The sequence below is a fragment of the Pseudomonas sp. TWI628 genome (genome assembly GCF_039673865.1).
GTDB lineage: Bacteria > Pseudomonadota > Gammaproteobacteria > Pseudomonadales > Pseudomonadaceae > Aquipseudomonas.
In genome coordinates this window covers 74,322-99,980 of record NZ_JBDJMM010000027.1, presented here as the reverse complement: position 1 = coordinate 99,980, position 25,659 = coordinate 74,322, and the positions used below count along the sequence as shown (strand labels likewise).

At 63.5% G+C, this 25,659-nt stretch carries 23 protein-coding genes; 15 read left to right on the top strand and 8 right to left on the bottom strand.

Going from position 1 to position 25,659, the window contains the following annotated elements:
- Window positions 1-399: 399 nt before the first annotated feature.
- The 4 genes from ABE528_RS20750 to ABE528_RS20735 form a co-directional block, all read right to left on the bottom strand.
- Window positions 400-4,929, bottom strand: a complete 4,530-nt coding sequence (locus ABE528_RS20750; protein WP_346653944.1) for a hemagglutinin repeat-containing protein — start codon at window positions 4,927-4,929, stop codon at window positions 400-402.
- 27 nt (window positions 4,930-4,956) lie between these two features.
- Window positions 4,957-6,636, bottom strand: a complete 1,680-nt coding sequence (locus ABE528_RS20745) for a ShlB/FhaC/HecB family hemolysin secretion/activation protein (protein ID WP_346653943.1) — start codon at window positions 6,634-6,636, stop codon at window positions 4,957-4,959.
- A 161-nt stretch (window positions 6,637-6,797) separates the two neighbouring features.
- Window positions 6,798-7,352 (bottom strand): L,D-transpeptidase family protein, encoded by a 555-nt coding sequence (locus ABE528_RS20740; protein WP_152958155.1) that lies wholly within the window; start codon window positions 7,350-7,352, stop codon window positions 6,798-6,800.
- A gap of 18 nt (window positions 7,353-7,370) precedes the next feature.
- Complete coding sequence (locus ABE528_RS20735; protein ID WP_152958154.1) at window positions 7,371-7,922, bottom strand: NUDIX hydrolase; 552 nt, start codon at window positions 7,920-7,922, stop codon at window positions 7,371-7,373.
- A 125-nt stretch (window positions 7,923-8,047) separates the two neighbouring features.
- On the opposite strand from ABE528_RS20735, the gene ABE528_RS20730 reads away from it, so the two are divergent.
- From ABE528_RS20730 to purT, 5 genes are all read left to right on the top strand, one after another.
- Window positions 8,048-8,647, top strand: coding sequence for a CoA pyrophosphatase (locus tag ABE528_RS20730; protein ID WP_110637286.1), 600 nt, complete (start codon window positions 8,048-8,050; stop codon window positions 8,645-8,647).
- A 44-nt stretch (window positions 8,648-8,691) separates the two neighbouring features.
- Complete coding sequence (locus ABE528_RS20725) at window positions 8,692-9,216, top strand: gamma carbonic anhydrase family protein (RefSeq protein ID WP_110637284.1); 525 nt, start codon at window positions 8,692-8,694, stop codon at window positions 9,214-9,216.
- Window positions 9,209-9,412, top strand: a complete 204-nt coding sequence (locus ABE528_RS20720; RefSeq protein WP_152958152.1) for a DUF1289 domain-containing protein — start codon at window positions 9,209-9,211, stop codon at window positions 9,410-9,412. The genes ABE528_RS20725 and ABE528_RS20720 overlap by 8 nt, the downstream gene beginning before the upstream one ends.
- Window positions 9,413-9,458: 46 nt before the next feature.
- Entirely contained in the window at window positions 9,459-9,926 is a 468-nt protein-coding gene (locus ABE528_RS20715; RefSeq protein WP_152958151.1) for a VUT family protein, read from the top strand.
- Between the two features lie 76 nt (window positions 9,927-10,002).
- Entirely contained in the window at window positions 10,003-11,184 is a 1,182-nt protein-coding gene (gene purT / locus ABE528_RS20710; RefSeq protein WP_103445466.1) for a formate-dependent phosphoribosylglycinamide formyltransferase, read from the top strand.
- A gap of 33 nt (window positions 11,185-11,217) precedes the next feature.
- Here purT and ABE528_RS20705 read toward each other — a convergent pair whose 3' ends face one another.
- From ABE528_RS20705 to ABE528_RS20695, 3 genes are all read right to left on the bottom strand, one after another.
- On the bottom strand, window positions 11,218-12,516 hold the full coding sequence (locus tag ABE528_RS20705) for an MFS transporter (protein ID WP_152958150.1): 1,299 nt from the start codon (window positions 12,514-12,516) through the stop codon (window positions 11,218-11,220).
- A gap of 274 nt (window positions 12,517-12,790) precedes the next feature.
- Window positions 12,791-13,996 (bottom strand): transporter associated domain-containing protein, encoded by a 1,206-nt coding sequence (locus tag ABE528_RS20700; protein WP_152958149.1) that lies wholly within the window; start codon window positions 13,994-13,996, stop codon window positions 12,791-12,793.
- Window positions 13,997-14,005: 9 nt separating this feature from the next.
- Window positions 14,006-14,815, bottom strand: a complete 810-nt coding sequence (locus tag ABE528_RS20695; RefSeq protein ID WP_152958148.1) for an inner membrane protein YpjD — start codon at window positions 14,813-14,815, stop codon at window positions 14,006-14,008.
- A gap of 195 nt (window positions 14,816-15,010) precedes the next feature.
- Here ABE528_RS20695 and ffh point away from each other — a divergent pair, with 195 nt between their 5' ends.
- From ffh to ABE528_RS20665, 6 genes are all read left to right on the top strand, one after another.
- Complete coding sequence (ffh, locus tag ABE528_RS20690; protein ID WP_152958147.1) at window positions 15,011-16,387, top strand: signal recognition particle protein; 1,377 nt, start codon at window positions 15,011-15,013, stop codon at window positions 16,385-16,387.
- A gap of 235 nt (window positions 16,388-16,622) precedes the next feature.
- Complete coding sequence (gene rpsP, locus ABE528_RS20685) at window positions 16,623-16,874, top strand: 30S ribosomal protein S16 (protein WP_027920106.1); 252 nt, start codon at window positions 16,623-16,625, stop codon at window positions 16,872-16,874.
- A 5-nt stretch (window positions 16,875-16,879) separates the two neighbouring features.
- Window positions 16,880-17,416 (top strand): ribosome maturation factor RimM, encoded by a 537-nt coding sequence (rimM, locus tag ABE528_RS20680; protein ID WP_054887025.1) that lies wholly within the window; start codon window positions 16,880-16,882, stop codon window positions 17,414-17,416.
- 3 nt (window positions 17,417-17,419) lie between these two features.
- Window positions 17,420-18,172 (top strand): tRNA (guanosine(37)-N1)-methyltransferase TrmD, encoded by a 753-nt coding sequence (trmD, locus tag ABE528_RS20675; RefSeq protein WP_003252146.1) that lies wholly within the window; start codon window positions 17,420-17,422, stop codon window positions 18,170-18,172.
- Between the two features lie 42 nt (window positions 18,173-18,214).
- Entirely contained in the window at window positions 18,215-18,565 is a 351-nt protein-coding gene (rplS, locus tag ABE528_RS20670) for a 50S ribosomal protein L19 (RefSeq protein WP_023629812.1), read from the top strand.
- A 94-nt stretch (window positions 18,566-18,659) separates the two neighbouring features.
- The gene (locus tag ABE528_RS20665) at window positions 18,660-19,067 is read left to right on the top strand and encodes an acyl-CoA thioesterase (protein ID WP_152958146.1); all 408 of its coding nucleotides are present in this window, start codon (window positions 18,660-18,662) and stop codon (window positions 19,065-19,067) included.
- Between the two features lie 3 nt (window positions 19,068-19,070).
- Here ABE528_RS20665 and ABE528_RS20660 read toward each other — a convergent pair whose 3' ends face one another.
- The gene (locus ABE528_RS20660) at window positions 19,071-20,906 is read right to left on the bottom strand and encodes a sodium:proton antiporter (protein WP_346653942.1); all 1,836 of its coding nucleotides are present in this window, start codon (window positions 20,904-20,906) and stop codon (window positions 19,071-19,073) included.
- A gap of 68 nt (window positions 20,907-20,974) precedes the next feature.
- Between ABE528_RS20660 and xerD the strand changes: the two genes are divergently transcribed.
- The 4 genes from xerD to thrC all read left to right on the top strand — a co-directional run bounded on the left by xerD (window position 20,975) and on the right by thrC (window position 25,631).
- A complete protein-coding gene (xerD, locus tag ABE528_RS20655; RefSeq protein WP_152958144.1) occupies window positions 20,975-21,871 on the top strand; it encodes a site-specific tyrosine recombinase XerD in 897 nt (298 codons plus the stop codon).
- Between the two features lie 155 nt (window positions 21,872-22,026).
- A complete protein-coding gene (locus tag ABE528_RS20650; protein WP_152958143.1) occupies window positions 22,027-22,785 on the top strand; it encodes a thioredoxin fold domain-containing protein in 759 nt (252 codons plus the stop codon).
- A gap of 82 nt (window positions 22,786-22,867) precedes the next feature.
- Window positions 22,868-24,172 (top strand): homoserine dehydrogenase, encoded by a 1,305-nt coding sequence (locus tag ABE528_RS20645; RefSeq protein ID WP_060485691.1) that lies wholly within the window; start codon window positions 22,868-22,870, stop codon window positions 24,170-24,172.
- Between the two features lie 49 nt (window positions 24,173-24,221).
- On the top strand, window positions 24,222-25,631 hold the full coding sequence (gene thrC, locus ABE528_RS20640) for a threonine synthase (RefSeq protein ID WP_027920098.1): 1,410 nt from the start codon (window positions 24,222-24,224) through the stop codon (window positions 25,629-25,631).
- The last annotated feature ends 28 nt before the right edge of the window (window positions 25,632-25,659 follow it).

Below are 25,659 nucleotides of genomic sequence, written 5' to 3'. Positions count from 1 at the left end.
AGCAGCTCTTTGGGGATTTTGGGCAGGTCACGCAAGGGTTTCTTTTTGGTTGGCATACATGCACCTCTTACTCATGTTATGCCCGAACACAAAATTTCTGACACCCTCGCGCCGCCCGCGCGGCGCATCGCGAGCAAGCTCGCTCCTACATTTGTTGCAACGTACCGAACCTGACAGGCCATGGTTGCCCGCCTTGGCGCATGTCTCTCGTCAGGTGAGGCGGCATCAATGCCCACCTCAAAATCCCGTCATGCCAACAAGGCTGACAACCATGGCCTAACAGGCATGGCCACGTTGCAACAAATGTAGGAGCGAGCTTGCTCGCGATGCGCCGCGCGGGCGGCGCTCGATCTGACAGGCGCTGAACCTCCCAAGGCAGGCACATCCGCGCCTAACCCCTTACTCCGCCTTATCCCCCTGCACGCTGGAAACCCACTGTTCACTGCGACTATGCCCACTGGTCCTCAGCAACCCCAGGTCCAGCGCATTCTCGCCATCCGCCGCGCCTTTGCCCTTGGCCAAGTCGGCAATCGCCGTACCCAGGTCCACCGGCGAATTGGACGCATCGACCGACACATCCCGACGGTAATCATTGCCACTCAGGGTTTCCCGGCTCACCGAGCTGGCATCAAGCGCGACCGCGCCCTTGGCCGACTGCAGCCGTGCGCCAACCAGCTGGGCATCACCGCCCACCTTCAGCTCGATACCGTCACTGCCCTTGAGCACCGCCTGCTGCCCCACGCTGTCGCGCTGCACGTGCGACACCTCAAGGCTGAAGGTCGGCGAGAAGCCCGGGTCAGCCTTGCTCAAGGCCGAGCCGGCCTTTTCCTGGACCTTGCCACCCAGTGGCCCGGCCAGCGAGGTGGCGGCGTTGACGTAACCTTGCGGGTTCTTCTCCTGGCTCAAGCGTGCATCGCCCTTCACCGTCAGCGTGTCGACGCTGTCCTCGCGGCTGGCGATGCGCAGGTCGCCATCGATCGCGCTGGTGATGCGCCCGGCTTCCAGGCTGGCGCCTTCGATGCGGGTATCACCGCGGCTTTGCAGGTCAATGGTTTCGGCGCGCAGGTTACTGGCCTTCCAGGTCTGGTTGTCGCGCTTGTCCAGCTCGACCTTGGCCCGGCCATGCAGGCCACGGGTGTCGGTGGCGCCTGCGCTCATGTTGAAACCGGCACCGGCGCTGATCTCGAGATTGTTGCGCTGCTCCTGATTGGAGGAAGCCTCGATCAGCATGCCGCCGTTGGACGCGTTGAGCTCGATTTGCTCGGCGGATGCCTGCAGGCCCTCCAGGTGCAGGGCAATATCCTCGCGAGCAGCGCTGCCGAGGGTCAGCTTGCCGGCACTGGCGAACTGGGCATCGACGGCCTGACGGGCGTTTTCATCCTGCGTGCCATGGGTGAAATGGCCACCGATGCCGCCGCCCTTGGTCTCACCCATCGTGGCTGCCAGCTCCATGCCACCACCGAGTTTGCCGCCGTTGGCTTGCTGGGTGTCATTGCCTGCCTTGACCTGCAGCAGGCCATCGCTGTGCAGGCGAATATCGCCCACCTTGGCTTCGCGACTGCCGATGCGGGTGCCTTCCAGCGACAGATCACCCGCGCTGCTCAGGCGGACTTCACCCTTTGCGTCGATCTGTGCGACGTGCGCCTTGGTTTGCACGGTTTGCAGCTGCGCGTGGTCAAGGTAACCACGGCCATCGAGGCCGGTGCTGCCAGGGCGGTTGCCGACCTTGGCCCAAGCATTGCCGTCAAGCTGACGGGTCAACTCCTCGGTGCGGTCGTTGGCCTGGGGCAGCGACAGGTTGCCTTCACTGTGGATGACCACTTCACCTTCGCCACCCTCGATGCGTGTGCCCTCATATTGACCATCGCTACCCAGCTGAACCTGAATGCCCTGTTGCCCATAAAGGCTGCCGGGCACTGCGGTGCTGGCCATTGTCTGCTTGTCCAGCGAGCCACCCTTGCCCGCGCCGCGGGCATTCAGGTCACTGCCGGAGCTGGTGTCGATGCGCAGGTCTCCACCAAAGGCCAGGCGCTGCACGCTGTCCTCCTGGGTGTTTTCGGCGGTTCGCATCGTGTGCGTCTGAGCCTCGATCTGCAGTTGGCCGGCATTGGCACGCCAGGCGGTACCCTGGTCGTCGAGGGTGTCGGCCTTGACCGCGACTTTCGCACCCGACAGCTCACTCACCTGGGCAATGCCACGGCGCTGGTTTTCCAGGCGTTTAAGGTGCTCGACGGTCATGTCGGCACCGACGCTGGGGGCCACCATGGCGTCTTCGGGGGATGCCTGCTGGAAGCGCGCGGCTTCTTCGCCCAGCACCAGCCGTTCGATCGGCCGGGTCAGGTCGCGGTACTCGACGCTGGCGCCGAGGCTGCCGGACCATTCGTTGCGGAGTTCTTCCCGATCATGGGTATCCAGAACCGCACGGTTGTCGATGCGCTTGGCGCTGACGTTGAGGGTATCCCCGGCAGTGACGCGTGCGGCTTCGGTCACCAGTTCGTCAGCATCGACTTTCACGTTGCCACTGGCCTGCAGTTCGCTGCGTTGGGCTTTGCTGTCGCGTTCGGTCACCACGGTGCTGTTGTGATGGCCTTCGAACAGGCTGCCCAGGCGGTCGATGCCGCCGGTAACGGTCAGACCGCCGCCGCTCTGGCTTGTGCTGGTGGTCGACTCGCGCTCATTGCGAGTGGCGCCCAGCGTCACTTGCCTGGCCTGCACATCGAGGTCGCCGGCAGCTGCCTGAACCTTGGAGCCGTTGACTTGCAGGCGCCCCTCGCTTTTCAGGCCAACCGTAGCCCCCTTCAGTTCGCTGGCGACCTGCGTGGTGTCGCGCACTTTTTCGGTGCCGGTGGTCACTTCATAAGCCACGCCCGCCGCATACTGGCGCGACTCCGGCTTGCCGTCTTCGGCTGCCTGGGTTTGCCGGGCACTGGCAGTCATACCCCGTTGCTGGTCGCGGCTTTCGCTTTCGTTGACCGCTTGTGCGCTGCCGATCAGCACATCGCCCTTGGCTTCCACTTGCAGGTGCTGGCCGGCCTCGACCTTGGCGCCCTGAATACGCAGCTCTTCGGCACTGGCCAGGCGCAGGTTGCTATTGGAGGACACATCGCTGATCAGTACCTGATCTTTCTGGGTGGTGCGTTTGTCATCGTTTCCGAACAGGCCGAACACCTGGCTACTGCTGTCATGATCGGTCGAGGTGCTGCGAGCGTGGTCCGCCTCTATGATCAGTTGGCCTTTCTGGCTGTAGAGCACCGCGTCCAAGGTGCCGGTGACCGTGCTGCCTTTGATGGTCACCTGGTCGGCAATCACATCCAGCTTGCCGCCTGCGATAACCCGGCTGCCAGCGACGGTCTGGCCTTGAGTGTCATTACCTTTGCGGTCAGCGAAGAATGTCCCGGACACCAGGTCGCCGCGGTAGCCGCTTTCTGTGTTGCTGTCTTGCAGCGCCAGGGTGCCGACTTCTACCTGCTTGCCGTTGATGGCCATGTCACTGCGGCTTTGCAATGTGCTGCCGCGTACCTTGACGGTATTGCTTGCCTTCAGCGTCATGCGATTGGCGTTCAACTCGCTGGGTTTGGCCGTTTCCTTGAACTGCTCGGTATCGCGATCCCCCCTCCACAGATGCTTGCGGTGGCGAATGGTTTGTTCGATGCGCTCGCTGTCCAGGCCGCCTGCGATGTCCAGGTCGCCGCCGCTGGCGAGGGTCAGTTCTTCCAGCACATTGATATCGGCGGCCACCAGGTGCATGTCGCCACCGGACTCCAGCAGTACACTGTCCCGCCCCAGCAGGCGCGTGCCTTGCTGATTGGTCTGCGTGGTGGTGCGCTCACTGTCATAGGTTTCATGGGTGATGAACAGGGTTTTCTTGCGCCAGTTGTCCTTGTCTTTGCTGAGCGCCCGACGGGTCTCGCCATCCAGGGTCAGTTTGTTCCCGGCCTTGACCTCGATTCGCTCGGCCTGGCCATCGACACTGTGCAGCGTCAGGTCGTCAGCGGCGCCAAGGCGCAGCGCGCCGTGCTTGGTGTTGAGTGTGGCGTATTGCTCGCCTGAGCCACTGATCGTCAGGGTGCCGGCCGATTGAACGTCGATACCCTCATCCGCCTTGAATTCGACCGGCCCCATGCGCACGCCCGCACCTTCGGCAGTACTCACCACGCGAATGCGCCCGGCGCGCATGGCGCCGAACAGCTTGGCGTCGATGCTCGACGGGGTGCCCGGCAGGTGTTCGAGGATCTGGCCATCGGCATGAGCGATGCGATTGCGGCCGACGATTACGTCAAGGTTGCCTTTGGCCTTGAGCAATCCTTTCTGGTCCACCTTGGGTGCAATCAGATCAAGCGCACCTTCGGCATTGCTTTGACCGCCCTGAAGCACCTGCAACGTGCCACTGGCATTCAGTGTGTTGAAATTGCGCAGCTGTTCATCCTGCAATTCAGGTGTGCCGACCACGAACCCGGCGCGGGTGGTATTAATGAAACTGCCGCCATTGAGGGTAATGCCATTGGGGTTGGCGAGGATGTAGTCGGCAGGGCGGCCGAAGATCTCCTGCGGGCCCTCGATCAGCGAGGCGTTGCGGCTGACCACCTCGTTGAGAATGGTCGATGCTGCCTGGCCCTGGAACTGCGGGTTGGCGGCCAGGGCGCCAGCCAGTTGCGACTGGCCCGCCTGCAGGGCGTTGTTCAGCACCACGCCGGGGCGGGCGACGTTGTAGTCGAGGAACTGGTTATGCGACAGGCCACTGGCGTTGGGTGGGACGATGTCGATCACCGGTACGCCATGATCGTTGTTGATGATGGGGGTGCCTGCCGGGCCGCTGGCGGCCTCCAGCCCACCCTGCGCCAGGGCGCTGGTGGGGCCGAGCAGGGCGAGGAAGATGGCCCAGCGCAAGGTGTCCGGGCGGGTAGACGGTAACGGCGAGAGTATCTGCATGTTCTCGTTCTCTTTGTTGTGGGTGAATCAAATGCTCAAGGTGCACTCCAGTACCCAGAAGCCGGGCTCCAGGCGGGAGCGGGGCAGGTCGCTGGTGTAGAGGGCGCGTTGGTAGTCGAGGCGCAGCCGGGCGTTCGGCTGGCTCAGTTCGATGCCGGCGGCTGCGCCTGCCAGGCGTTGTGAGGGTTTGCCAGTGGCTGACCGGGCCCAGCCCACATCCAGGCCAAGGTAAGGGCGTATCTGCAGGGGGTGAGTCCAGTCCGCTGGCAGGGCTTGGCTGAAGGTATTGCGCCAGGCCGCGCCGCTGGCGCCGGAGTAGGTGCGCAGGCGAAAGCCGCGTACCGTCGAGTCGTCGCTGACCAGTAATTGCTCGACGGCAGGCAACGCGTGTTCGCTGTACTGCAAGGCCAGCTCGCTTTGCCAGCGCCAAGGTGTTTCAGGCGGCCCCTGGCGCAGATGCAGCAGGCTGGCGCGGTACTTGCGAAAATCCGGGCGCAGGCGTTCCGCACCCAATGGCGACTCGTCGGCAGCGAACCAGTCCAGGCCTTGGGCAACACCCACATACCCGTTCCATAACCCGCCTTCGAGCCACAGCAGGTTGATGCCAGCCTCAATGCTGGTAAGTGTCGGGCTCTGCTGGTTGATGACGGCACCCGCGCTGCGGTTGACCAGCTGCTTGCGGTCCAGCCGTGCGCTGGCGCTGAGCATGCCTTGCTGGTTGCGCCACAGCATCCGCTCGACGCTCAGGCCCTGGTAGCTGCTGCTGCCGTCGCTGGTCTGCCGACTGTGCGGCAGCGGTGCGTCGTAGGTCAGTTGGCTGGCGTTGAGGGCAAAGGTCCAGGGGCCGTAGGGGACGCTGTAGTACAGCGTGATGCCTTGCACCTGGCCGGGGGCGTGGAAGACGCTGGAGAGCAACGACACGCGCAGGTCGTCATTGAGCCCCAGCGGGCTGTCCAGACCCAAGCCCAGGTTAAGCCGGTGGCGGCCGGTCAGCTCACTGCCGCGGTTGTCGAGGCGGCTGTCCAGGTGCCAGCGCGAGCCGATCTTGCGCGGTTGCAGCACAACCCGGGTACCGCCCTGCAGTTCGCCGGGCAGCAGGTCCATGCCCACGTCATAGGCGCGCAGGCGATTGAGTTGGTCCAGGCCCTGCTCGAGGGCGGGTAGGTAAAGGGGCTCGCCTAGCACGCCAGGGAAGGCGCCGGGCAAAAACAATGGCAGCTCGGGGGCGTCGAGCTCGATGGATTCGACAAAGCCTTCGACGATGACAATGTCCAGTGGCGCACCATCCCGAGGTTGTTGGCGCAGGTAGGGACGGCTGGTCGGAAATCCCGCGCTGACATACAGCTGGGTGATGCCCCGGAGCAGGCTATTGATGTCATCGATGCCCATGCAGGGCTGAAGCTGCTCGCGCAGAGCGGGCTTGAGTGCCTGATCCGCAAGTTGGCGGTTGCCGATGATGCGCAGGCCGGACACGGCCCAGCACTGGCTGTCGGTCGGCAGGGCCGGGGCCTGCTCGTCTCGTTCAGGCAAGGGCGGCTGTTGCCAGCGCTTGAGCCGCTGTTGCTGTTCGAATTGCCGCAGTGATTGTTGCTGGTCGCGCAGTTGCAGGCTGGCGGGGTCGTCAGCCAGGACCGTGTGGGAGATCAGCATGCCAGCCAGGCAACCGGCGAGCAGCCTGCTGGCGGAGTGACGGAGTGGGCCTGGCATGAAGCACCCTCGCAATTGGCGTACGGGTTACGTACTCGTTTGCGTGGATGCTAAAAATTAATGCTGTCGGTTGGATGCAGTCCCCGGCCTCTGCAGGGCGTAGGGAAGGTGTGCATCTGAAGTATGAAAGGTCCTACAGGCTCAATCTGAATGTAGGACTATCAAGGACGAATCTCGATCAGGGTGCCATCGCGGACCAGGTCCCACACTTCCTGCATGTCGCGGTTGCGCATGGCGATGCAGCCATCGGTCCAGTCGAGGGTGTGGAAGTACCACTCGGGGTAGTTATCGTCGACCGGCGTGCCGTGGATCATGATCATGCTGCCGGCGCTCCAGCCTTCGCGGGTGGCGCGGGCGGCGTCGCTGATGTTCGGGTAGGTGATGTGCATGGCCAGGTTGAAGCGGTCGCTTTCCTTGCGCCAGTCCAGCCAGTACAGGCCTTCCGGGGTCTTCTTGTCGCCTTCGCGTTCCTTGGCGCCCTTGGGCTGCTTGCCCAGTGAGATGCGGTAGGTCTTCAGCGGCTCGCCGCGGCTGATCAGCTGCAGGCGCCGTTCGGACTTGATCACCAGCACCTTGTCGATCAGCGGCTGCATGGCCGCCTGGGATTGCGACTGGGCCGGCGCGGGCGGTTGAGGCTTGCGAATGATGACTTCGGTGAAGGCCGCCTGGGACACCGTGGTAACGCAAAGGCAGAAAAGGGCGAACAACCAACGCATGAAGCAGTACCTGCGAGCTTAAGTGGTGGGCGAAACAGTCATCGGAGGCAGGTATTCATGGCCTATCGGGTAGTGCTGCCTGATGCGGTCGCGATAATAGCATTCTAGTGTGCGAGTGACGGTGCGGAAAGCCAGCTCACCCCACGGTATTTCGTGTTCCTCGAACAATCGCACCTCCAGGCTTTCGACGCCGACGGCGAAAGCCAGGTCGGCCAGCTCGGCACGGAAGAACACATGCACCTGGTTGATGTGCGGCAGGTCGAACAGCTGGTACAGGGCCATGTCGCCGACCTGGGCACAGGCTTCCTCGACCGTTTCGCGACGGGCGGCCTGGTCGAGGGTCTCGCCGTTTTCCATGAAGCCCGCCGGTAGCGTCCAGAACCCGCGGCGCGGCTCGATGGCGCGGCGGCACAGCAGCACCTGGCTACCCCAGGTGGGCAGCACGCCGGCGACGATGTTGGGGTTCTGGTAGTGGATGGTCTGGCAATACTCGCAGACGAACCGCAGGCGGCTGTCGCCCTCGGGGATCCGCTGAATGACCGGCTGGCCGCACGCGCTGCAAAATTTCATGCTGTCTTCCCTATTGATCGGGTTATCTTGGCGCGCCTGGCAGGGTTGCCGCAAGCGCACGGGGCTTGGGTGCTTCGCGGCTTTGGTGCATCATGCAAGGCAGGCCTTGGAAACGAGAGTGCGCAATGCTGGACGAGCTACTTCGCCGAATGAGCAACCACCAACCCGCTTCACTGGAAACCGACCGACGGTTCCCCGAGGCGGCGGTACTTTTGCCCATTACCCGCAGCGAAGCGCCTGAGCTGGTCTTGACTCTGCGTGCCAAGGGGCTGTCGACCCACGGCGGCGAAGTCGCCTTTCCCGGCGGCCGCCGCGACCCGGAAGACCCGGACCTGGTGTTTACCGCGCTACGCGAAGCCGAGGAAGAAATCGGCCTGCCGCCCGGCCTGGTGGAGGTAGTTGGCCCACTCAGCCCGCTGATCTCCCTGCACGGCCTGAAAGTGACCCCGTTCGTCGGCTTGATCCCGGATTTCGTCGAATATCGCGCCAATGATGCCGAAATCGCGGCAGTCTTCAGCGTGCCGCTGGAATTCTTCCGTCAGGACCCGCGTGACCATACCCACCGTATCGATTATCAGGGCCGCAGCTGGTACGTGCCCAGTTACCGCTATGGCGAGTACAAGATCTGGGGGCTGTCGGCGATCATGATCGTCGAGCTGGTCAATCTGTTGTATGACGCCGGTATCAGCCTGCATCAACCCCCCGAGCGCTACATCGAAATCTGAGCGGGGCACATCCCGCCGTCTGCGTGAACCGCTGAGGAGCGAACATGAAATACCGCCTGGGCGACCATCGGGTCGAATGCCACCCCACCAGCTGGGCCGCACCCAACGCCACCCTGATTGGCAAAGTGCGCCTGCAGGCCCGTGCCAGCGTGTGGTTCGGTGCAGTGCTGCGCGGTGACAACGAGCTGATCGACATCGGTGAGGACAGCAACGTCCAGGACGGTACCGTGATGCACACCGACATGGGCTCGCCGCTGACCCTGGGCAAGGGCGTGACCATTGGCCACAACGCCATGCTGCATGGCTGCTCGGTTGGCGACTACAGCCTGATCGGCATCAACGCCGTCATCCTCAACGGCGCGCGTATCGGCAAGCACTGCATCATCGGCGCCAACGCGCTGATCCCGGAAGGCAAGGAAATCCCTGACGGTTCGCTGGTGATGGGCTCGCCAGGCAAGGTGGTGCGCGAGCTGACCGAACAGCAGATGCGCATGCTCGAGGCCAGCGCCGCGCACTATGTACACAATGCCGAGCGTTATGCGCGGGAGCTGGTGGTTGACGATGAGTGAAGTTGCTCTGGAGCGGCCAGTGGCTTCACCTTGTGTGAGCATCTGCGCACTGGACGAGCAGGATATCTGCACCGGCTGCCAGCGCACCGTGGCCGAGATCGGCCGCTGGGGGCGGATGGACAATACCGAGCGCCGGGCGGTGCTGAAGCTGTGCCATGAACGGGCGGTGGCAGCCGGCCTGATTATTGGGCACTGACCGCAAAATCAAGTAATCTGTGCGGCTTGCCCACAGGCCGCTCGCCATGTTCTATCTCATTGCCTATATCAGTAGCGTAGTGCTGATCAACTACGCCTTCTCCAGCGCCCCGCACCTGGACATCATCTGGTCCTGCTGGGGCGGCCTGGTGTTCATCCTGCGCGACATGGTCCAGACCCGCTACGGTCACGGCGCGCTGATCGCCATGCTGCTGGCCCTGGTGCTGTCGTACGCCACCTCGGAGCCGGCCATCGCCCTGGCCAGCGCTACCGCGTTCTTTGTCTCCGAGCTGATCGACTGGCTGGTGTTCAGCGTCACCCGCCGGCCGCTGCGTGACCGCCTGTGGCTGAGCTCGGCGCTGAGCATTCCGGTGGACACCTTCATCTTCTTCGGCATGATCGGCGCCCTCACACCGGCGGTGATCGGCACCGCCATGGCCTCGAAATTCGCCGGTGTCACGGCCGTCTGGCTGGCCATGGCATTTCGTGCGCGGCGGGCCGCTGTAGCGGGTTGATGGTGTAGAATACGGGTCCTTTTTCAGCGGGCCGTGCCAAGCCTGGTGCGGCCCCGGACGCCTTCGAGGACCTGAAATGACCCGTATCGGAACCCCATTGTCGCCAACCGCGACCCGTGTACTGCTCTGCGGCTGTGGCGAGCTGGGCAAGGAAGTGGTGATCGAGCTGCAGCGCCTGGGCGTCGAAGTGATCGCCGTCGACCGCTACGCCAACGCCCCGGCGATGCAGGTGGCGCACCGCAGCCACGTGGTCAACATGCTCGATGGCGTTGCCCTGCGGGCGATCATCGAAGCGGAAAAGCCGCACTACATCGTTCCGGAAATCGAAGCGATCGCCACCGCCACGCTGGTCGAACTGGAAAACGAAGGCTTCAACGTGGTGCCGACCGCCCGCGCCACCCAGCTGACCATGAACCGCGAAGGCATCCGCCGCCTGGCCGCCGAAGAGCTGGACCTGCCAACCTCGCCGTACCACTTCGCCGACACCTTCGAGGACTATGCCAAGGCCGTGGCCGACGTCGGTTACCCGTGCGTGGTCAAGCCGGTGATGAGCTCCTCGGGCAAGGGCCAGAGCCTGCTGCGCAGCGATGCCGACCTGCAGAAGTCCTGGGACTACGCCCAGGAAGGCGGCCGTGCCGGCAAGGGCCGGGTGATCATCGAGGGCTTCATCGACTTCGAATACGAAATCACCCTGCTGACCGTGCGCCATGTGGGCGGCACCACCTTCCTCGAACCGGTCGGCCACCGTCAGGAGAAGGGCGACTACCAGGAATCCTGGCAGCCACAGGCCATGAGCGCGAAAGCCCTGGCCGAGTCCCAGCGCGTGGCCAAGGCGGTCACCGATGCACTGGGTGGCCGTGGTCTGTTCGGCGTGGAACTGTTCGTCAAAGGCGACCAGGTGTGGTTCAGCGAAGTCTCGCCGCGCCCGCATGACACTGGCCTGGTGACCCTGATTTCCCAGGATTTGTCGCAGTTCGCCCTGCACGCCCGCGCCATTCTCGGCCTGCCGATCCCGGTGGTGCGCCAGTTCGGGCCGTCGGCCTCGGCGGTGATCCTGCCGGAAGGCCAGTCGCAGCAGACCAGCTTTGCCAACCTGGGGGCTGCCCTGAGCGAGCCTGACACCGCTATTCGCCTGTTCGGCAAGCCGGAAATCAACGGCACTCGCCGCATGGGGGTGTGCCTGGCGCGTGACGAGTCGGTGGAAGCTGCGCGGGCCAAGGCGACCCGTGCTTCGCAGGCGGTCAAGGTCGAGTTCTGATCCGATTGGGGGCCGCAAAGCGGCCCCAATTGTTTACAACTCGGTATTGCGGGTTTCTTTCAGGCACAGCACGGCAATCAGGCTGATCACCGCCGCCGCCGACACATAGCCACCTACCCAGCTCAACCCACCCATGCTCACCAGCTTCTGGGCAAAGAACGGCGCCGCCGAGGCCCCGACGATGCCGCCCAGGTTGTACGCCGCCGAAGCGCCGGTATATCGCACGTGGGTCGGGAACAGCTCAGGCAGCAGCGCCCCCATCGGCGCGAAGGTCACCCCCATCAGGAACAGCTCGATGGCCAGGAACAGCGCCACACCCGTGGTCGAACCCGAGGTCAGCAGCGGCTCCATGGTAAAGCCCGATGCCACCGCCAGCAGGCCACCGACGATCAGCACCGGCTTGCGCCCATAACGGTCACTCAGCCACGCCGACAGCGGTGTGGCCAACGCCATGAACACCACCGCGAAGCACAGCAGGCCGAGGAAGGTTTCGCGGCTGTAGCCCAGCGTGGTCACGCCGTAGCTCAGCGAAAACACCGTCGAGATATAGAACAGCGCATAGCACACCACCATGGCGGCTGCGCCCAGCAGGGTTGGCATCCAGTATTTGCCGAACAGGTCGACCACCGGCATTTTCACGCGTTCGTGGCGGGCCACTGCCTTGGCGAACACCGGGCTTTCTTCAAGCTTCAGGCGCACATACAGCCCTACCATCACCAATGCAGCGCTGAGCAGGAACGGAATGCGCCAGCCCCAGTCGCGGAACTGTTCGTCGCTGAGCAGCATGGCCAGGGTCAGGAACAGGCCGTTGGCCGCAAGGAAACCGATTGAAGGGCCAAGTTGCGGGAACATGCCGAACCAGGCGCGTTTGCCCTGCGGTGCGTTTTCGGTGGCCAGCAACGCTGCACCGCCCCATTCGCCACCCAGGCCCAGGCCTTGGCCGAAGCGCAGCAGGCAGAGCAGGATCGGTGCCCACACGCCGATGCTGTCATAGCCCGGCAGCACGCCGATCAACGTGGTCGATACGCCCATCAGCAGCAGCGAGGCGACCAGGGTCGACTTGCGCCCGATGCGGTCACCGAAGTGGCCGAACAGTGCCGAGCCCAGCGGGCGGGCAAGGAAGGCGATGCCGAAGGTGATGAATGCCGCAAGCATCTGCGCGGTGCCCGACCCGGACGGGAAGAACACCGGGCCGATCACCAGTGCGGCGGCGGTGGCATAGACGTAGAAATCGTAGAACTCGATGGCGGTGCCGATGAAACTGGCAGTGGCGACCCGAGCAGGCGAGTTGACCGGTGCGGCAGGCGCTTGGGCATAGGTGCTGGTTGTCATTAAGTAGGTCCCTAACAGTCTGGTCCGTTCCATGCATTGTCCGTGGCCCAGTGCAGGCGTTGAAGGCAGGCACAGATTTGCGGACGCCGGAGCGTATTGTTGTTGTGTTCGCGCAACTGACGATTAGCCCGAGGAGGGTAGGGGCGGGAGCGGGCACTGTTCGGGGTATTGAAGCAGGACCGCGGGGCGTGTCAGTGGAGCGGACTGGCCGTGTGGCGCCGGGTGCGGGTAGCAGGCGGAACGGCGGGGCTGGGTAAGCGTGACCCGAGTATAGCTATCGGGTCACGGTCCACACCAGTACCTTGCTGGCGCAATTGTCCTCTGTTTCGAGGATTTCCAGGCGATAGCGGCCGATCTTCAGGCAAACGGCACTTTCCGGGATGCTTTCCAGTGCTTCGGTGACCAGCCCGTTGAGGGTTTTCGGGCCGCCATCACAGGGCAGGTGCCAGCCCAGGGTACGGTTGATTTCGCGTAGCGAGGCGGTGCCTTCGATGACGAAGGTACCATCGGGTTGTGGGTGCACGTGCGGGTTGTCGAGGCTCTGTTCGTCCTCGAACTCGCCGACGATCTCTTCGAGGATGTCTTCCAGGGTGACGATGCCCAGCACCTCACCATACTCGTCCACCACCACGCCCAGGCGCCGCTGTTGCTTGTGGAAGTTCAGCAACTGCATCTGCAGGGGGGTGCTTTCCGGCACGAAGTAGGGTTCGTAGCAGGCACCCAGCAGTTGCTCCAGGGTCAGCTCGGCCTTGGGCAGCAGGTGGCTGATGAGCTTGGTGTTGAGGATCGCTTCGACCTGGTTGATGTCGCTGTGATAGACCGGCAGGCGTGTGTGCCGGCTGACGATCAGCTGCTCGATGATGTGCGCGATGGGGTCGTCAAGGTTGATACCGTCGACTTCGTTGCGTGGCACCAGGATGTCGTTGACGGTGATCTTGTCCAGCGATTGCAGGCCGTCAAGCAGGCCGTGGCGCGGCACTTCGTGCTCGTCGTCTTCGTCGTAGTCGTCATCTTCCTGCGGGTGCAGGGCCACTGCTGTGGGCTGCACGCGGAACGGTCGCAGCAGCAGCTTGGCGATGCCGTCGAACAGGCAGGCCAAAGGTTGCAGCAGGGCGAGGGGAAACGGGCGCAGGCTCAGGCCAAGGCTGATGAAGGCCTGCGGGTTGCGCCGGGCCAGGCGCCGCGGCAGGAACTCGGCGAACACCAGCAAGGCCGCCACGGCGGCAAGGCCTGCCAGCCAGAAGCCGTGTTCGCCGTTCTGGCGTTGGCCGATCAGGCACGCCAGGCCCAGCACCAACAGTTTGCCCAGGCTGGCGCACAGCACCAGTGCCTGGGCTGGCAGCAGCGGCTGGCCGTCATCGCCGTTGCGCAGCGAACCATTGAGCTGCAGGCGGGCGGCATCCACGGCGCTGAACAACGCCGACCACAGTAGCGCCAGTGCCAGAATGCCGAGTAGCGGTGCGTACGGCAGGGTGTCCATGGGCGACCGTCAGATATGCAGGATGAATTCGCGAACCAGCTTGCTGCCGAAATAGGCCAGCATCAGCAGGCAGAAACCCGCCAGCGTCCAGCGGATCGCCTTGTGCCCGCGCCAGCCCAGGCGGGTGCGGCCCCACAGCAGCACGCTGAACACCACCCAGGCCACACACGCCAGCAGCGTCTTGTGCACAAGATGCTGGGCAAAGAGGTTCTCAAGGAACAGCCAGCCGGAAATCAGCGACAGCGAGAGCAGGCACCAGCCCGCCCAGAGGAAGCCAAACAGCAGGCTTTCCATGGTCTGCAGCGGCGGGAAGTTGCGGATCAGCCCGGACGGGTGCTTGTTCTTCAGCTGGCGGTCCTGCAGCAGCAACAGCAGCGACTGGAACACCGCGATGGTGAACAGGCCATAGGCCAGGATCGACAGCAGGATGTGCGCGAGGATGCCCGGTTCTTCGTCGATCAGCGGCACCGTGCCGGGTGGGGCGAACTGCGCCAGCAGGGCGGTGACGGCGCCGAGCGGGAACAGCAGCACCAGCAGGTTTTCCACCGGGATACGCAGGCAGGCCAGCAGCGTCAGGGTGATGACCGCCACGGCGATCAGGCTGGCAGCGCTGAAGAAGTCCAGGCTCAGCCCCAGCGGGGTGATCAGCTGGAAGAACAGCGCGCCACTCTGGGCGACCACGGCGAGGGCGCCGAGCAGGCCAAGCAGGCGTTTGTCGGCCTTGCGGCCCTGGGCCAGGTAGGTGCCCTGGTAGATGGCCGCAGCTATATATAAGCCGGCGGCGATCAGGTTGGGGATGAGGCTGGGTGAGGAAACCATAAGTCCTGGTTGCAGAGCCCTGAAAGAGACGGAGTTTGGCATAGAACGCCACCGGCCATCCAGACCGATCGGCAGCGAGGTGTGCGCCGCCGTCGCACTTCGTTATAATCGCCGCCTTGCTGTGCCTGGCGGGTGTACATTTCCCCTGCGGGTGCCTGACAAACCTCGGCTTTTACTGGGCCTGAAAGGATCACCATGTTCGAAAACCTGACCGACCGCCTGTCACAGACGCTGCGCCATGTCACCGGCAAGGCCAAGCTGACTGAAGACAACATCAAGGACACATTGCGCGAAGTGCGCATGGCCCTGCTCGAGGCCGACGTTGCCCTGCCGGTGGTCAAGGATTTCGTCAACAGTGTCAAGGACCGTGCGGTCGGCACCGAGGTATCGCGCAGCCTGACCCCGGGCCAGGCGTTCGTGAAGATCGTCCAGGCCGAGCTGGAAAGCCTGATGGGCGCGGCCAACGAAGACCTCGCGCTGAACGCCGCGCCGCCAGCCGTGGTGCTGATGGCCGGCCTGCAGGGCGCCGGTAAGACCACCACCGCCGGCAAGCTGGCGCGCTTCCTCAAGGAGCGCAAGAAGAAGAGCGTGATGGTGGTTTCGGCCGACGTCTACCGCCCGGCGGCGATCAAGCAGCTGGAAACCCTGGCCAACGACATCGGCGTGACCTTCTTCCCGTCCGATATCAGCCAGAAGCCGGTGGCCATCGCCGAAGCTGCGATCCGCGAAGCCAAGCTCAAATTCATCGACGTGGTCATCGTCGATACCGCCGGTCGTCTGCACATCGACACCGACATGATGGACGAGATCAAGGCCCTGCACGCCGCAGTCAAGCCGATCGAGACCCTGTTCGTGGTCGATGCCATGACCGGCCAGGATGCCGCCAACACCGCCAAGGCGTTCGGCGAAGCGCTGCCGCTGACCGGCGTGGTACTGACCAAGGTCGACGGTGACGCCCGTGGCGGTGCCGCGCTGTCGGTGCGTGCGATCACTGGCAAGCCGATCAAGTTCATCGGTATGGGCGAGAAGACCGAAGCCCTCGAGCCGTTCCACCCGGACCGTGTCGCCTCGCGCATCCTCGGCATGGGCGACGTGCTCAGCCTGATCGAGCAGGCCGAACAGACCATTGACAAGGCCAAGGCCGACAAGCTGGCCAAGAAGCTGAAGAAGGGCAAGGGCTTCGACCTCGAAGACTTCCGTGACCAGCTGCAGCAGATGAAGAACATGGGTGGCCTGGGCGGCCTGATGGACAAGCTGCCGAGCATCGGCGGGGTCAACCTGTCGCAGATGGGCAATGCCCAGGGCGCGGCCGAGAAGCAGTTCAAGCAGATGGAAGCGATCATCAACTCGATGACCCCGGCCGAGCGTCGCGACCCTGACCTGATCAGCGGTTCGCGCAAGCGCCGCATCGCCCTAGGCTCCGGCACCCAGGTGCAGGACATCGGCCGGCTGATCAAACAGCACAAGCAGATGCAGAAGATGATGAAGAAGTTCTCTGCCAAGGGCGGCATGGCCAAGATGATGCGCGGCCTGGGCGGGATGCTGCCGGGCGGCGGCATGCCGAAGCTGTAACCCCTATTTTGGGCGCCTGCTTTTAGATGAGCGGGCGCCCGGAACCCCCGCTGCGGCGGGGCAACGGCCACGGATTCCGTGGCTTAACCGGCAAATCTGGACGGTAGGGCAGGGCTCTGCCGAAAAAGGCATTTGCAAATGTCCGTGTATTCCCCGAGAATATGCGGCCTTTTGGGCACCCGTGTGCCTATTTGGCATTCAGATTTGCAGCACCGACTATAGGAACAATGTTCACATGGTAACCATTCGTCTTGCCCGTGGCGGCTCGAAAAAGCGCCCATTCTACCACCTGACCGTGACCAACTCGCGTAACGCCCGTGACGGCCGTTTCGTTGAGCGCGTAGGCTTCTTCAACCCGATCGCATCGGGCGCCGAAGTCAAGCTGTCGGTCAACCAAGAGCGCGTTTCCTACTGGCTGAGCCAGGGCGCACAGCCGTCTGAGCGCGTTGCTCAGCTGCTGAAGGACGCTGCCAAGGCTGCCGCCTAATCAGTATGAACGCGACGCCAGAAAAGGCTGACGACCTTATCGTCGTTGGCAAGATTTTTTCGGTTCACGGCGTTCGCGGCGAGGTGAAGGTGTATTCCTTTACCGATCCGATTGAAAACCTGTTGGATTATCCACGCTGGACGCTTCGGCACGAAGGCAAGGTAAAGCAGGTCGAGCTGGTCAGCGGTCGTGGCTCCCAAAAGGGCCTGGTCGTGAAACTGAAAGGCCTCGATGATCGTGATGAAGCCCGTCTTCTGAGTGGTCACGAAATCTGCATTGCGCGGAGCCTTTTGCCCAACCTGGCTGCCGACGAGTACTACTGGTACCAGTTGGTGGGTCTGAAGGTCATCAACCAGGACGAACAACTGTTCGGCAAGGTCGATCACCTGTTGGAGACCGGTGCGAACGATGTAATGGTGGTCAAACCCTGCGCAGGCAGCCTGGATGATCGCGAGCGTCTGTTGCCCTATACGGCGCAATGCGTGCTCGATATCGACCTGGAAGCAGGCGTGATGCGGGTTGAGTGGGACGCGGACTTCTAAACGATGGGTAACCTTCGCGTAGACGTCATCACGCTGTTCCCCGAGATGTTCTCGGCCATCACAGAGTACGGCATTACCAGCCGTGCGGTGAAACAGGGGTTGCTTCAGGTGACTTGCTGGAACCCGCGGGACTACACCACAGATCGCCACCATACCGTGGATGATCGGCCGTTTGGCGGTGGTCCGGGCATGGTGATGAAAATCAAGCCTCTGGAAGACGCCCTGGTTAGCGCCAGGCAAGCGACCGGAGCAGCGGCGAAGGTGATCTACCTTTCGCCACAAGGCCGCAAGCTGACTCAGCAGGCGGTCAAAGGCCTGGCCGAACAGGAATCGTTGATCCTGATCGCCGGTCGTTATGAAGGCATCGACGAGCGCTTTATCGAGGCTCATGTCGATGAGGAGTGGTCGATTGGCGACTATGTGCTTTCCGGTGGCGAGCTGCCGGCCATGGTACTGATCGATGCGGTTACACGGCTGCTGCCCGGAGCTTTAGGGCATGTGGACTCGGCGGAGGAAGACTCTTTCACCGACGGTCTGCTGGATTGCCCGCACTACACCCGACCTGAGGTGTATGCGGATCAGCGTGTTCCCGACGTGTTGCTAAGTGGCAACCATGCACATATCCGGCGATGGCGGATGAAGCAGTCCCTTGGTAGGACCTTCGAACGACGCGCCGATCTTCTGGAAAGTCGCTCGCTTTCTGGAGAAGAGAAGAAGCTGCTCGAGGAATATCTCCGCGAGCGGGACGATAGTTAAACGTATCGATGGTGGATCAAGTATCCATCTTAGGAGCACAGCATGACCAACAAGATCATCCAGCAGCTCGAAGCCGAGCAGATGAGCAAGGAAATCCCAACCTTCGCACCAGGCGACACCATCGTCGTCCAGGTTAAAGTGAAGGAAGGTGATCGTTCCCGTCTGCAGGCGTTCGAAGGCGTTGTCATCGCCAAGCGTAACCGCGGTCTGAACAGCGCCTTCACCGTGCGCAAGATCTCCAGCGGCGTAGGCGTTGAGCGTACCTTCCAGACCTACAGCCCGCAGATCGACAGCCTGGCCGTGAAACGTCGTGGTGACGTGCGTAAAGCCAAGCTGTACTACCTGCGCGACCTGTCCGGCAAAGCCGCTCGCATCAAGGAAAAACTGTCCTGAGTGCAGTTTGCCCGGTGGCCAAGGCCGCCTAGCGAGAAAAAAGCAGCCTTCGGGCTGCTTTTTTGCGTTTTGAAACCCGTGAAAAGTGACAGATATGACCACTCGAGACCAGGAAATCCAGCGCCGCACCGAACTGTCGGTAACCCGCGTGACCAAGGCGGTGTTCCCCAACACCACCAACCACCACAACACCCTGTTCGGCGGCACCGCGCTGGCCTGGATGGACGAAGTGTCGTTCATTGCCGCCACGCGCTTCTGCCGGCTGCCGCTGGTGACGGTGTCCACCGACCGTATCGACTTCAAGCACCCGATCCCGGCGGGCTCGATCGTCGAGTTGGTGGGTACGGTGATCAAGGTCGGCAACACCAGCTTGCAGGTGCAGGTGGATGTGTTCGTCGAGAACATGTACCTGGATGGCCGCGAGCGGGCGATCCACGGTGTGTTCAGCTTTGTCGCCATCGACGAGGACAAGCGCCCGGTGCCGGTGCTGCCCGGCAACTGACCCTCACGGGTCGGCCAGGGCCTTGTCGGTTGTTGCCTGCGGCATTTGCGGCTGCGGGTCGATCAGTGAAACCAGCGTCCAGCCTGCCTGAGGGGTGAGCGGGGCGTCCGGGCAGGCAACATGCACCCAGCCGTGGGCATCGCGGGCGAACAGCAAGGTCGCACGTTCGCCGTGCAGCGCCAGGTACTGCTGCCAGCCGAAGGCTTCGGTCAGCGTGGTGCTGAACAACTCGCCCCCTGCGAGCAGGCGATTGGCCAGTTGCAGGTAAGTCATGGGGCTTGATCCGAGTAACTGCCCCCGGTGTTCTTCGCTGGCGCGATGCTTGTCACTGCGCCGGTTTTCCAGCCCGCTGGCCAGCACGAACAGCCGCTTGTGGCCGAAATCATGGCGAAACCGAGCGCACGCCAGTGCGTTGAGTTCGCCAGCAGGCGACAGCCCTAGCAAATGGCCGAGGCCCACCAGGTCCAGATGCGCGTCGGCGTGCTGCGAAGCTGGGTTGCCAAAGTAGGTTGGCAAGCCATCCATGCGTGCAGCCCGTATGTTTTCCCAGCTCGAATCGGTCAGCAGGACGCGGCAGCCAAGCTGTTGCAAGGCTTTCGCCAGCGCGCGTGCTGGCGGGTTGGCGCCCACCAGCAGAAAGCCGCTGGGCGCAGGCTCTGCAACCTTGAGTAGCCGCGCCAGTGGCCGCGCGGTAGCACTTTGCAGTACCACCGTACCGATGATTACGGCGAAGGTCAGCGGCACCAGCAACAAGGCCGAGGGGTGGCCTGCCTGGTCGAGGCGGATGGCAAATACCGCCGAAACCGCGGCGGCGACAATCCCGCGGGGTGCTATCCAGGCCAGCAGGGCGCGTTCGCGCCAGTTCAGCGCAGACCCGGCAGTGGAAACCAGCACATTCAGCGGCCTTGCCAGCAACTGAATCACCAATAGCAGGGCGAGAACCGCCGGGCCCAGGGACAACAGGGCTTGCAGGTCGAGGCGGGCGGCGAGCAGGATGAAGAGCCCGGAAATCAACAGGACGCTGAGGTTTTCCTTGAAGTGCAGGATCTGTCGCACATCGACCCCGCGCATGTTGGCCAGCCACATGCCCATCACCGTCACCGCCAGCAGCCCGGACTCGTGAACGATCTGGTTGGCGGCAATGAAGATGCCCAGCACGGCGGCCAGGGACGCCAGGTTGTGCAGGTATTCCGGCAGCCATTGCGCACGCATCACCTGGCCCAGCAGCCAGCCACCGGCGGCACCCAGCGCGCAGCCGCACAGGATCACCCCGGCGAAGGTGATCAGGCTCTGGCTCAGGCCGTCGCCGCTGGCGATGATGAAGCTGTAGACCACAACGGCCAGCAGAGCACCGATAGGGTCGATGACGATGCCTTCCCAGCGCAGGATGTTGGCGATCGTCGCGTTTGGCCGCACCACGCGCAGCATGGGCACGATCACCGTGGGCCCGGTCACCAGAGTCAGGGCCCCGAACAGGATCGCCAGCAGCCATTCGAACCCCAGTAACCAATGGGTGGCCAAGGCGATCACCAGCCAGGTGGTCAGCGCCCCGAGCGTTACCAGGCGATGCACCACGCTGCCGATCTCCCGCCACTGCGATATATGCAGGGTCAGGCTGCCTTCGAACAGGATCAGTGCCACGGCCAGTGACACCAGAGGCATCAGCAGCGGGCCGAACAGCGCTTCAGGTGACAGCCAGCCCAGCACCGGGCCAGCGACGATCCCGCACAGCAGCAGGAACAGGATGGCGGGCAGTTTCAGGCGCCAGGCCAGCCACTGGCAGGCCAGCGCAGCTGCGCCGATGCCGCCCACACTCAGAAGGATCTGCTGTTCGCTCATTCGGGCTCCCTATGCCGGCGTTGTTATGAAAGACTAAGCGTCATTTCGTCGTTTGCCACCGAGTTTTCATGCCTGCCCTCGACCACCCCCTGATCGACCAGTTCCTCGACGCCCTGTGGCTCGAAAAAGGCCTTTCCGACAACACTCGCGTCTCCTACCGCAGCGATCTGGCCCTGTTCAACGGCTGGCTCCAGGAGCATTCGGTATCGCTGCCCGACGCCGGCCGCGAACTGATCCTCGACCACCTGGCCTGGCGTCTCGACCAAGGCTACAAGCCACGCTCCACTGCGCGCTTTCTCTCCGGCCTGCGCGGCTTCTTCCGTTACCTGCTGCGCGAGAAGCTGGTGGCTGTCGACCCGACCCTGCAGGTCGAGATGCCGCAGCTGGGCCGGCCCTTGCCCAAATCCCTGTCGGAAGCCGACGTCGAAGCCTTGTTGCAGGCCCCGGACCTGGGTGAAGCCATCGGCCAGCGCGACCGCGCCATGCTCGAAGTCCTTTACGCCTGCGGCCTGCGCGTGACCGAACTGGTCAGCCTGACCCTCGACCAGGTCAACCTGCGCCAGGGCGTGCTGCGGGTGATGGGCAAGGGCAGCAAGGAGCGCCTGGTGCCGATGGGCGAGGAGGCGGTGGTCTGGCTGGAGCGCTACCTGCGTGACGGCCGCGCCGAACTGCTCAACGGCCGGCCAAGTGATGTACTGTTCCCCAGCCAGCGCGGCGAGCAGATGACCCGCCAGACCTTCTGGCACCGCATCAAGCACCAGGCGCGGGTGGCCTGCATCGACAAGCCGCTGTCGCCGCACACCCTGCGCCACGCCTTCGCCACGCACCTGCTCAACCATGGCGCCGACCTGCGCGTGGTGCAGATGCTGCTGGGCCACAGCGACCTTTCGACCACGCAGATCTACACCCATGTGGCCAAGGCGCGGCTGCAGCAGCTGCACGCCCAGCACCATCCGCGTGGATGAATGTTTTTCATGTTCCGCCGACCGGTCCTTGCAGGCCCCTTCACCAGCAGCGTGATGTGGTAGGCTTGGGCGGTTTGCATCAAGGGCCGCACGGTCGCCGCGATTTTTTTTGCAGGTGACGCCCTCCGGCCCCTGTCCGCCTCCAGGAGTTCCCCATGCGCGTGACCCAGATTTTCGCCGCCGCCGTGTTGGCGCTGGCCAGTACCTTTGCCGTTGCCGCGGCTGACAGCAATGCCAGCGCCGAGCAGGCCATCCGCAAGTCGTTGCAGAACCTCGAACTCGAAGTACCGGTGGAAAGCGTCGGCAGCAGCCCGCTCAATGGCCTGTACGAAGTCAAGCTGCAGGGCGGCCGGGTGCTGTATGCCAGCGCCGATGGCCAGTACGTCATGCAGGGTTACCTGTACCAGCTGCAGGACGGCAAGCCGGTCAACCTGACCGAGAAGACCGAGCGTCAGGGCGTTGCCAAGCTCATCAACGGCATTCCAGCCGCCGAGACCGTGGTTTATCCTGCCAAGGGCCAGACCAAGTCGCACATCACCGTCTTCACCGACACCACCTGCCCGTATTGCCACAAGCTGCACGCCGAAGTGCCGGAGCTCAACCGCCGCGGTATCGAAGTGCGCTATGTCGCCTTCCCGCGCCAGGGCCTCGGTTCGCCAGGTGACGAGCAGCTGCAGGCAGTCTGGTGCTCCAGCGACCGTCGCGCGGCGATGGACAAGATGGTCGAAGGCAAGGAAATCAAGGCTGCCAAGTGCGCCAACCCGGTCAGCAAGCAGTTCCAGCTGGGCCAGCAGATCGGCGTCAACGGCACGCCGGCCATCGTGCTTGAAAACGGCCATGTGATTCCGGGTTACCAGCCGGCACCACAAGTGGCCAAACTGGCCCTGGACGGCCAGCAGCAGGCCGCCAAGTAATCAATTCAATACGCCGTCGTCATGGGGTGACGGCATGTTTCACGGTCGGTGAAGGCGCCGGCCGTTCAATGGGGAGTTCACAGTGAAACCGGTCAAAGTAGGCATCTGTGGGTTGGGGACCGTCGGTGGCGGAACCTTCAATGTACTTCAGCGCAACGCCGAGGAGATTGCCCGCCGTGCCGGGCGCGGTATTGAAGTGGCACAGATTGCCATGCGCTCGCAGAACCCGAACTGCCAGATTACCGGTACCCCCATTACCGCTGACGTGTTCGAAGTTGCGAGCAACCCGGAAATCGACATTGTCATCGAACTGATCGGTGGCTACACCATCGCCCGCGATCTGGTGCTCAAGGCCATCGAGAACGGCAAGCACGTGGTCACCGCCAACAAGGCACTGATCGCCGTGCACGGTAACGAGATCTTCGCCAAGGCGCGCGAGAAGGGCGTCATCGTTGCCTTCGAAGCCGCAGTGGCGGGTGGTATCCCGGTGATCAAGGCGATCCGCGAAGGCCTGTCGGCCAACCGCATCAACTGGCTGGCCGGCATCATCAACGGCACCGGCAACTTCATCCTCACCGAAATGCGTGAGAAAGGCCGCGCCTTCCCCGACGTGCTGGCCGAAGCCCAGGCGCTGGGCTACGCCGAAGCCGACCCGACCTTCGACGTCGAAGGCATCGATGCCGCGCACAAGCTGACCATCCTGGCGTCCATTGCCTTTGGTATCCCGCTGCAGTTCGACAAGGCCTACACCGAGGGCATCACCCAGCTGACCACCGCTGACGTGAACTACGCCGAAGCGCTGGGCTACCGCATCAAGCACCTGGGCGTGGCCCGTCGTACCGCCGAAGGCATCGAGCTGCGCGTGCACCCGACGCTGATCCCGGCCGACCGCCTGATCGCCAACGTCAATGGCGTGATGAACGCAGTCATGGTCAACGGCGACGCCGCCGGCTCCACCCTGTACTACGGTGCTGGCGCCGGCATGGAGCCAACCGCTTCGTCGGTGGTGGGTGACCTGGTCGACGTGGTCCGTGCCATGACCTCCGACCCGGAAAACCGCGTGCCGCACCTGGCCTTCCAGCCAGACTCGCTGTCGGCCCACCCGATCCTGCCGATCGAAGCCTGCGAAAGCGCCTACTACCTGCGCATCCAGGCCAAGGACCATCCGGGCGTGCTGGCCCAGGTGGCGAGCATCCTGTCGGAGCGCGGCATCAACATCGAGTCGATCATGCAGAAGGAAGCCGAGGAGCAGGACGGCCTGGTGCCGATGATCCTGCTGACCCACGGTGTGGTCGAGCAGCGCATCAACGACGCCATTGTCGCTCTGGAAGCCCTGCAGGACGTGGTCGGCAAGGTCGTGCGCATCCGCGTCGAACAGCTGAATTAATTTGCCAATCGGGCCGCTCGGGCGGCCCTAGCATCGAAGGTTTGCACCCATGCGCTATATCAGTACCCGCGGCCAGGCTCCGGCCCTGAACTTCGAAGACGTGCTGCTGGCTGGCCTGGCCAGCGACGGCGGCCTGTACGTCCCTGAGAACCTGCCTCGCTTCACCCAGGAAGAAATCGCCTCCTGGGCCGGCTTGCCGTATCACGAGCTGGCCTTCCGGGTGATGCGCCCGTTCGTCGAAGGCAGCATTGCCGACGCCGACTTCAAGAAGATCCTCGAAGAAACCTACGGCGAGTTTGCCCACGCTGCGGTCGCCCCGCTGCGCCAGCTAAACAGCAACGAGTGGGTGCTGGAGCTGTTCCACGGCCCGACCCTGGCCTTCAAGGACTTCGCCCTGCAACTGCTCGGCCGCCTGCTCGACCACGTGCTGGCCAAGCGCAACGAGCGTGTGGTGATCATCGGCGCCACCAGCGGTGACACCGGCTCCGCCGCCATTGAAGGCTGCCGCAGCTGCGAGAACGTCGACATCTTCATCCTGCACCCGCACCAGCGTGTGTCGGAAGTTCAGCGCCGGCAGATGACCACCCTGTTCGGCGACAACGTCCATAACATCGCCATCGAAGGCAACTTCGACGACTGCCAGGAAATGGTCAAGGCCAGCTTCGCTGACCAATCGTTCCTCAAGGGCACCCGCCTGGTCGCGGTCAACTCGATCAACTGGGCGCGGATCATGGCCCAGATCGTCTACTACTTCCACGCGGCCCTGCAGCTGGGTGGCCCGGCCCGTTCGGTGGCGTTCTCGGTACCGACCGGCAACTTCGGCGACATCTTCGCCGGTTACCTGGCGCGCAACATGGGCCTGCCGGTCAGCCAGCTGATCGTCGCCACCAACCGCAACGACATCCTGCACCGCTTCATGAGCGGCAACCAGTACGTCAAGGAAACCCTGCACGCGACCCTGTCGCCGTCCATGGACATCATGGTTTCGTCCAACTTCGAGCGCCTGCTGTTCGACCTGCATGGCCGCAACGGTGCCGCGCTGGCCGAGCTGATGGCCACCTTCAAGCAGGGTGGCGGCTTCAGCGTCGAGCAAGACCGCTGGACCGAGGCACGCAAGCTGTTCGATTCGCTGGCGGTCAGCGACGAGCAGACCTGCGAGACCATTGCCGAGGTGTTCGCCGCCACCGGTGAAGTGCTCGACCCGCACACCGCGATCGGCGTCAAGGCCGCCCGCGAGTGCCGCCGCAGCCTGGATACGCCAATGGTGGTGCTGGGCACCGCACACCCGGTCAAGTTCCCGGAAGCGGTGGAGAAGGCCGGTGTCGGCAAGGCGCTGGAACTGCCGGCGCACCTGAGCGACCTGTTCAGCCGTGAAGAGCGTTGCACCGTGTTGGCCAATGACCTGAAGGCTGTTCAAGCCTTTGTCAGCCAGCATGGTAATCGCGGCAAGCCGTTGTAATCGCATGAACGTCGGGGCTGCAAAGCAG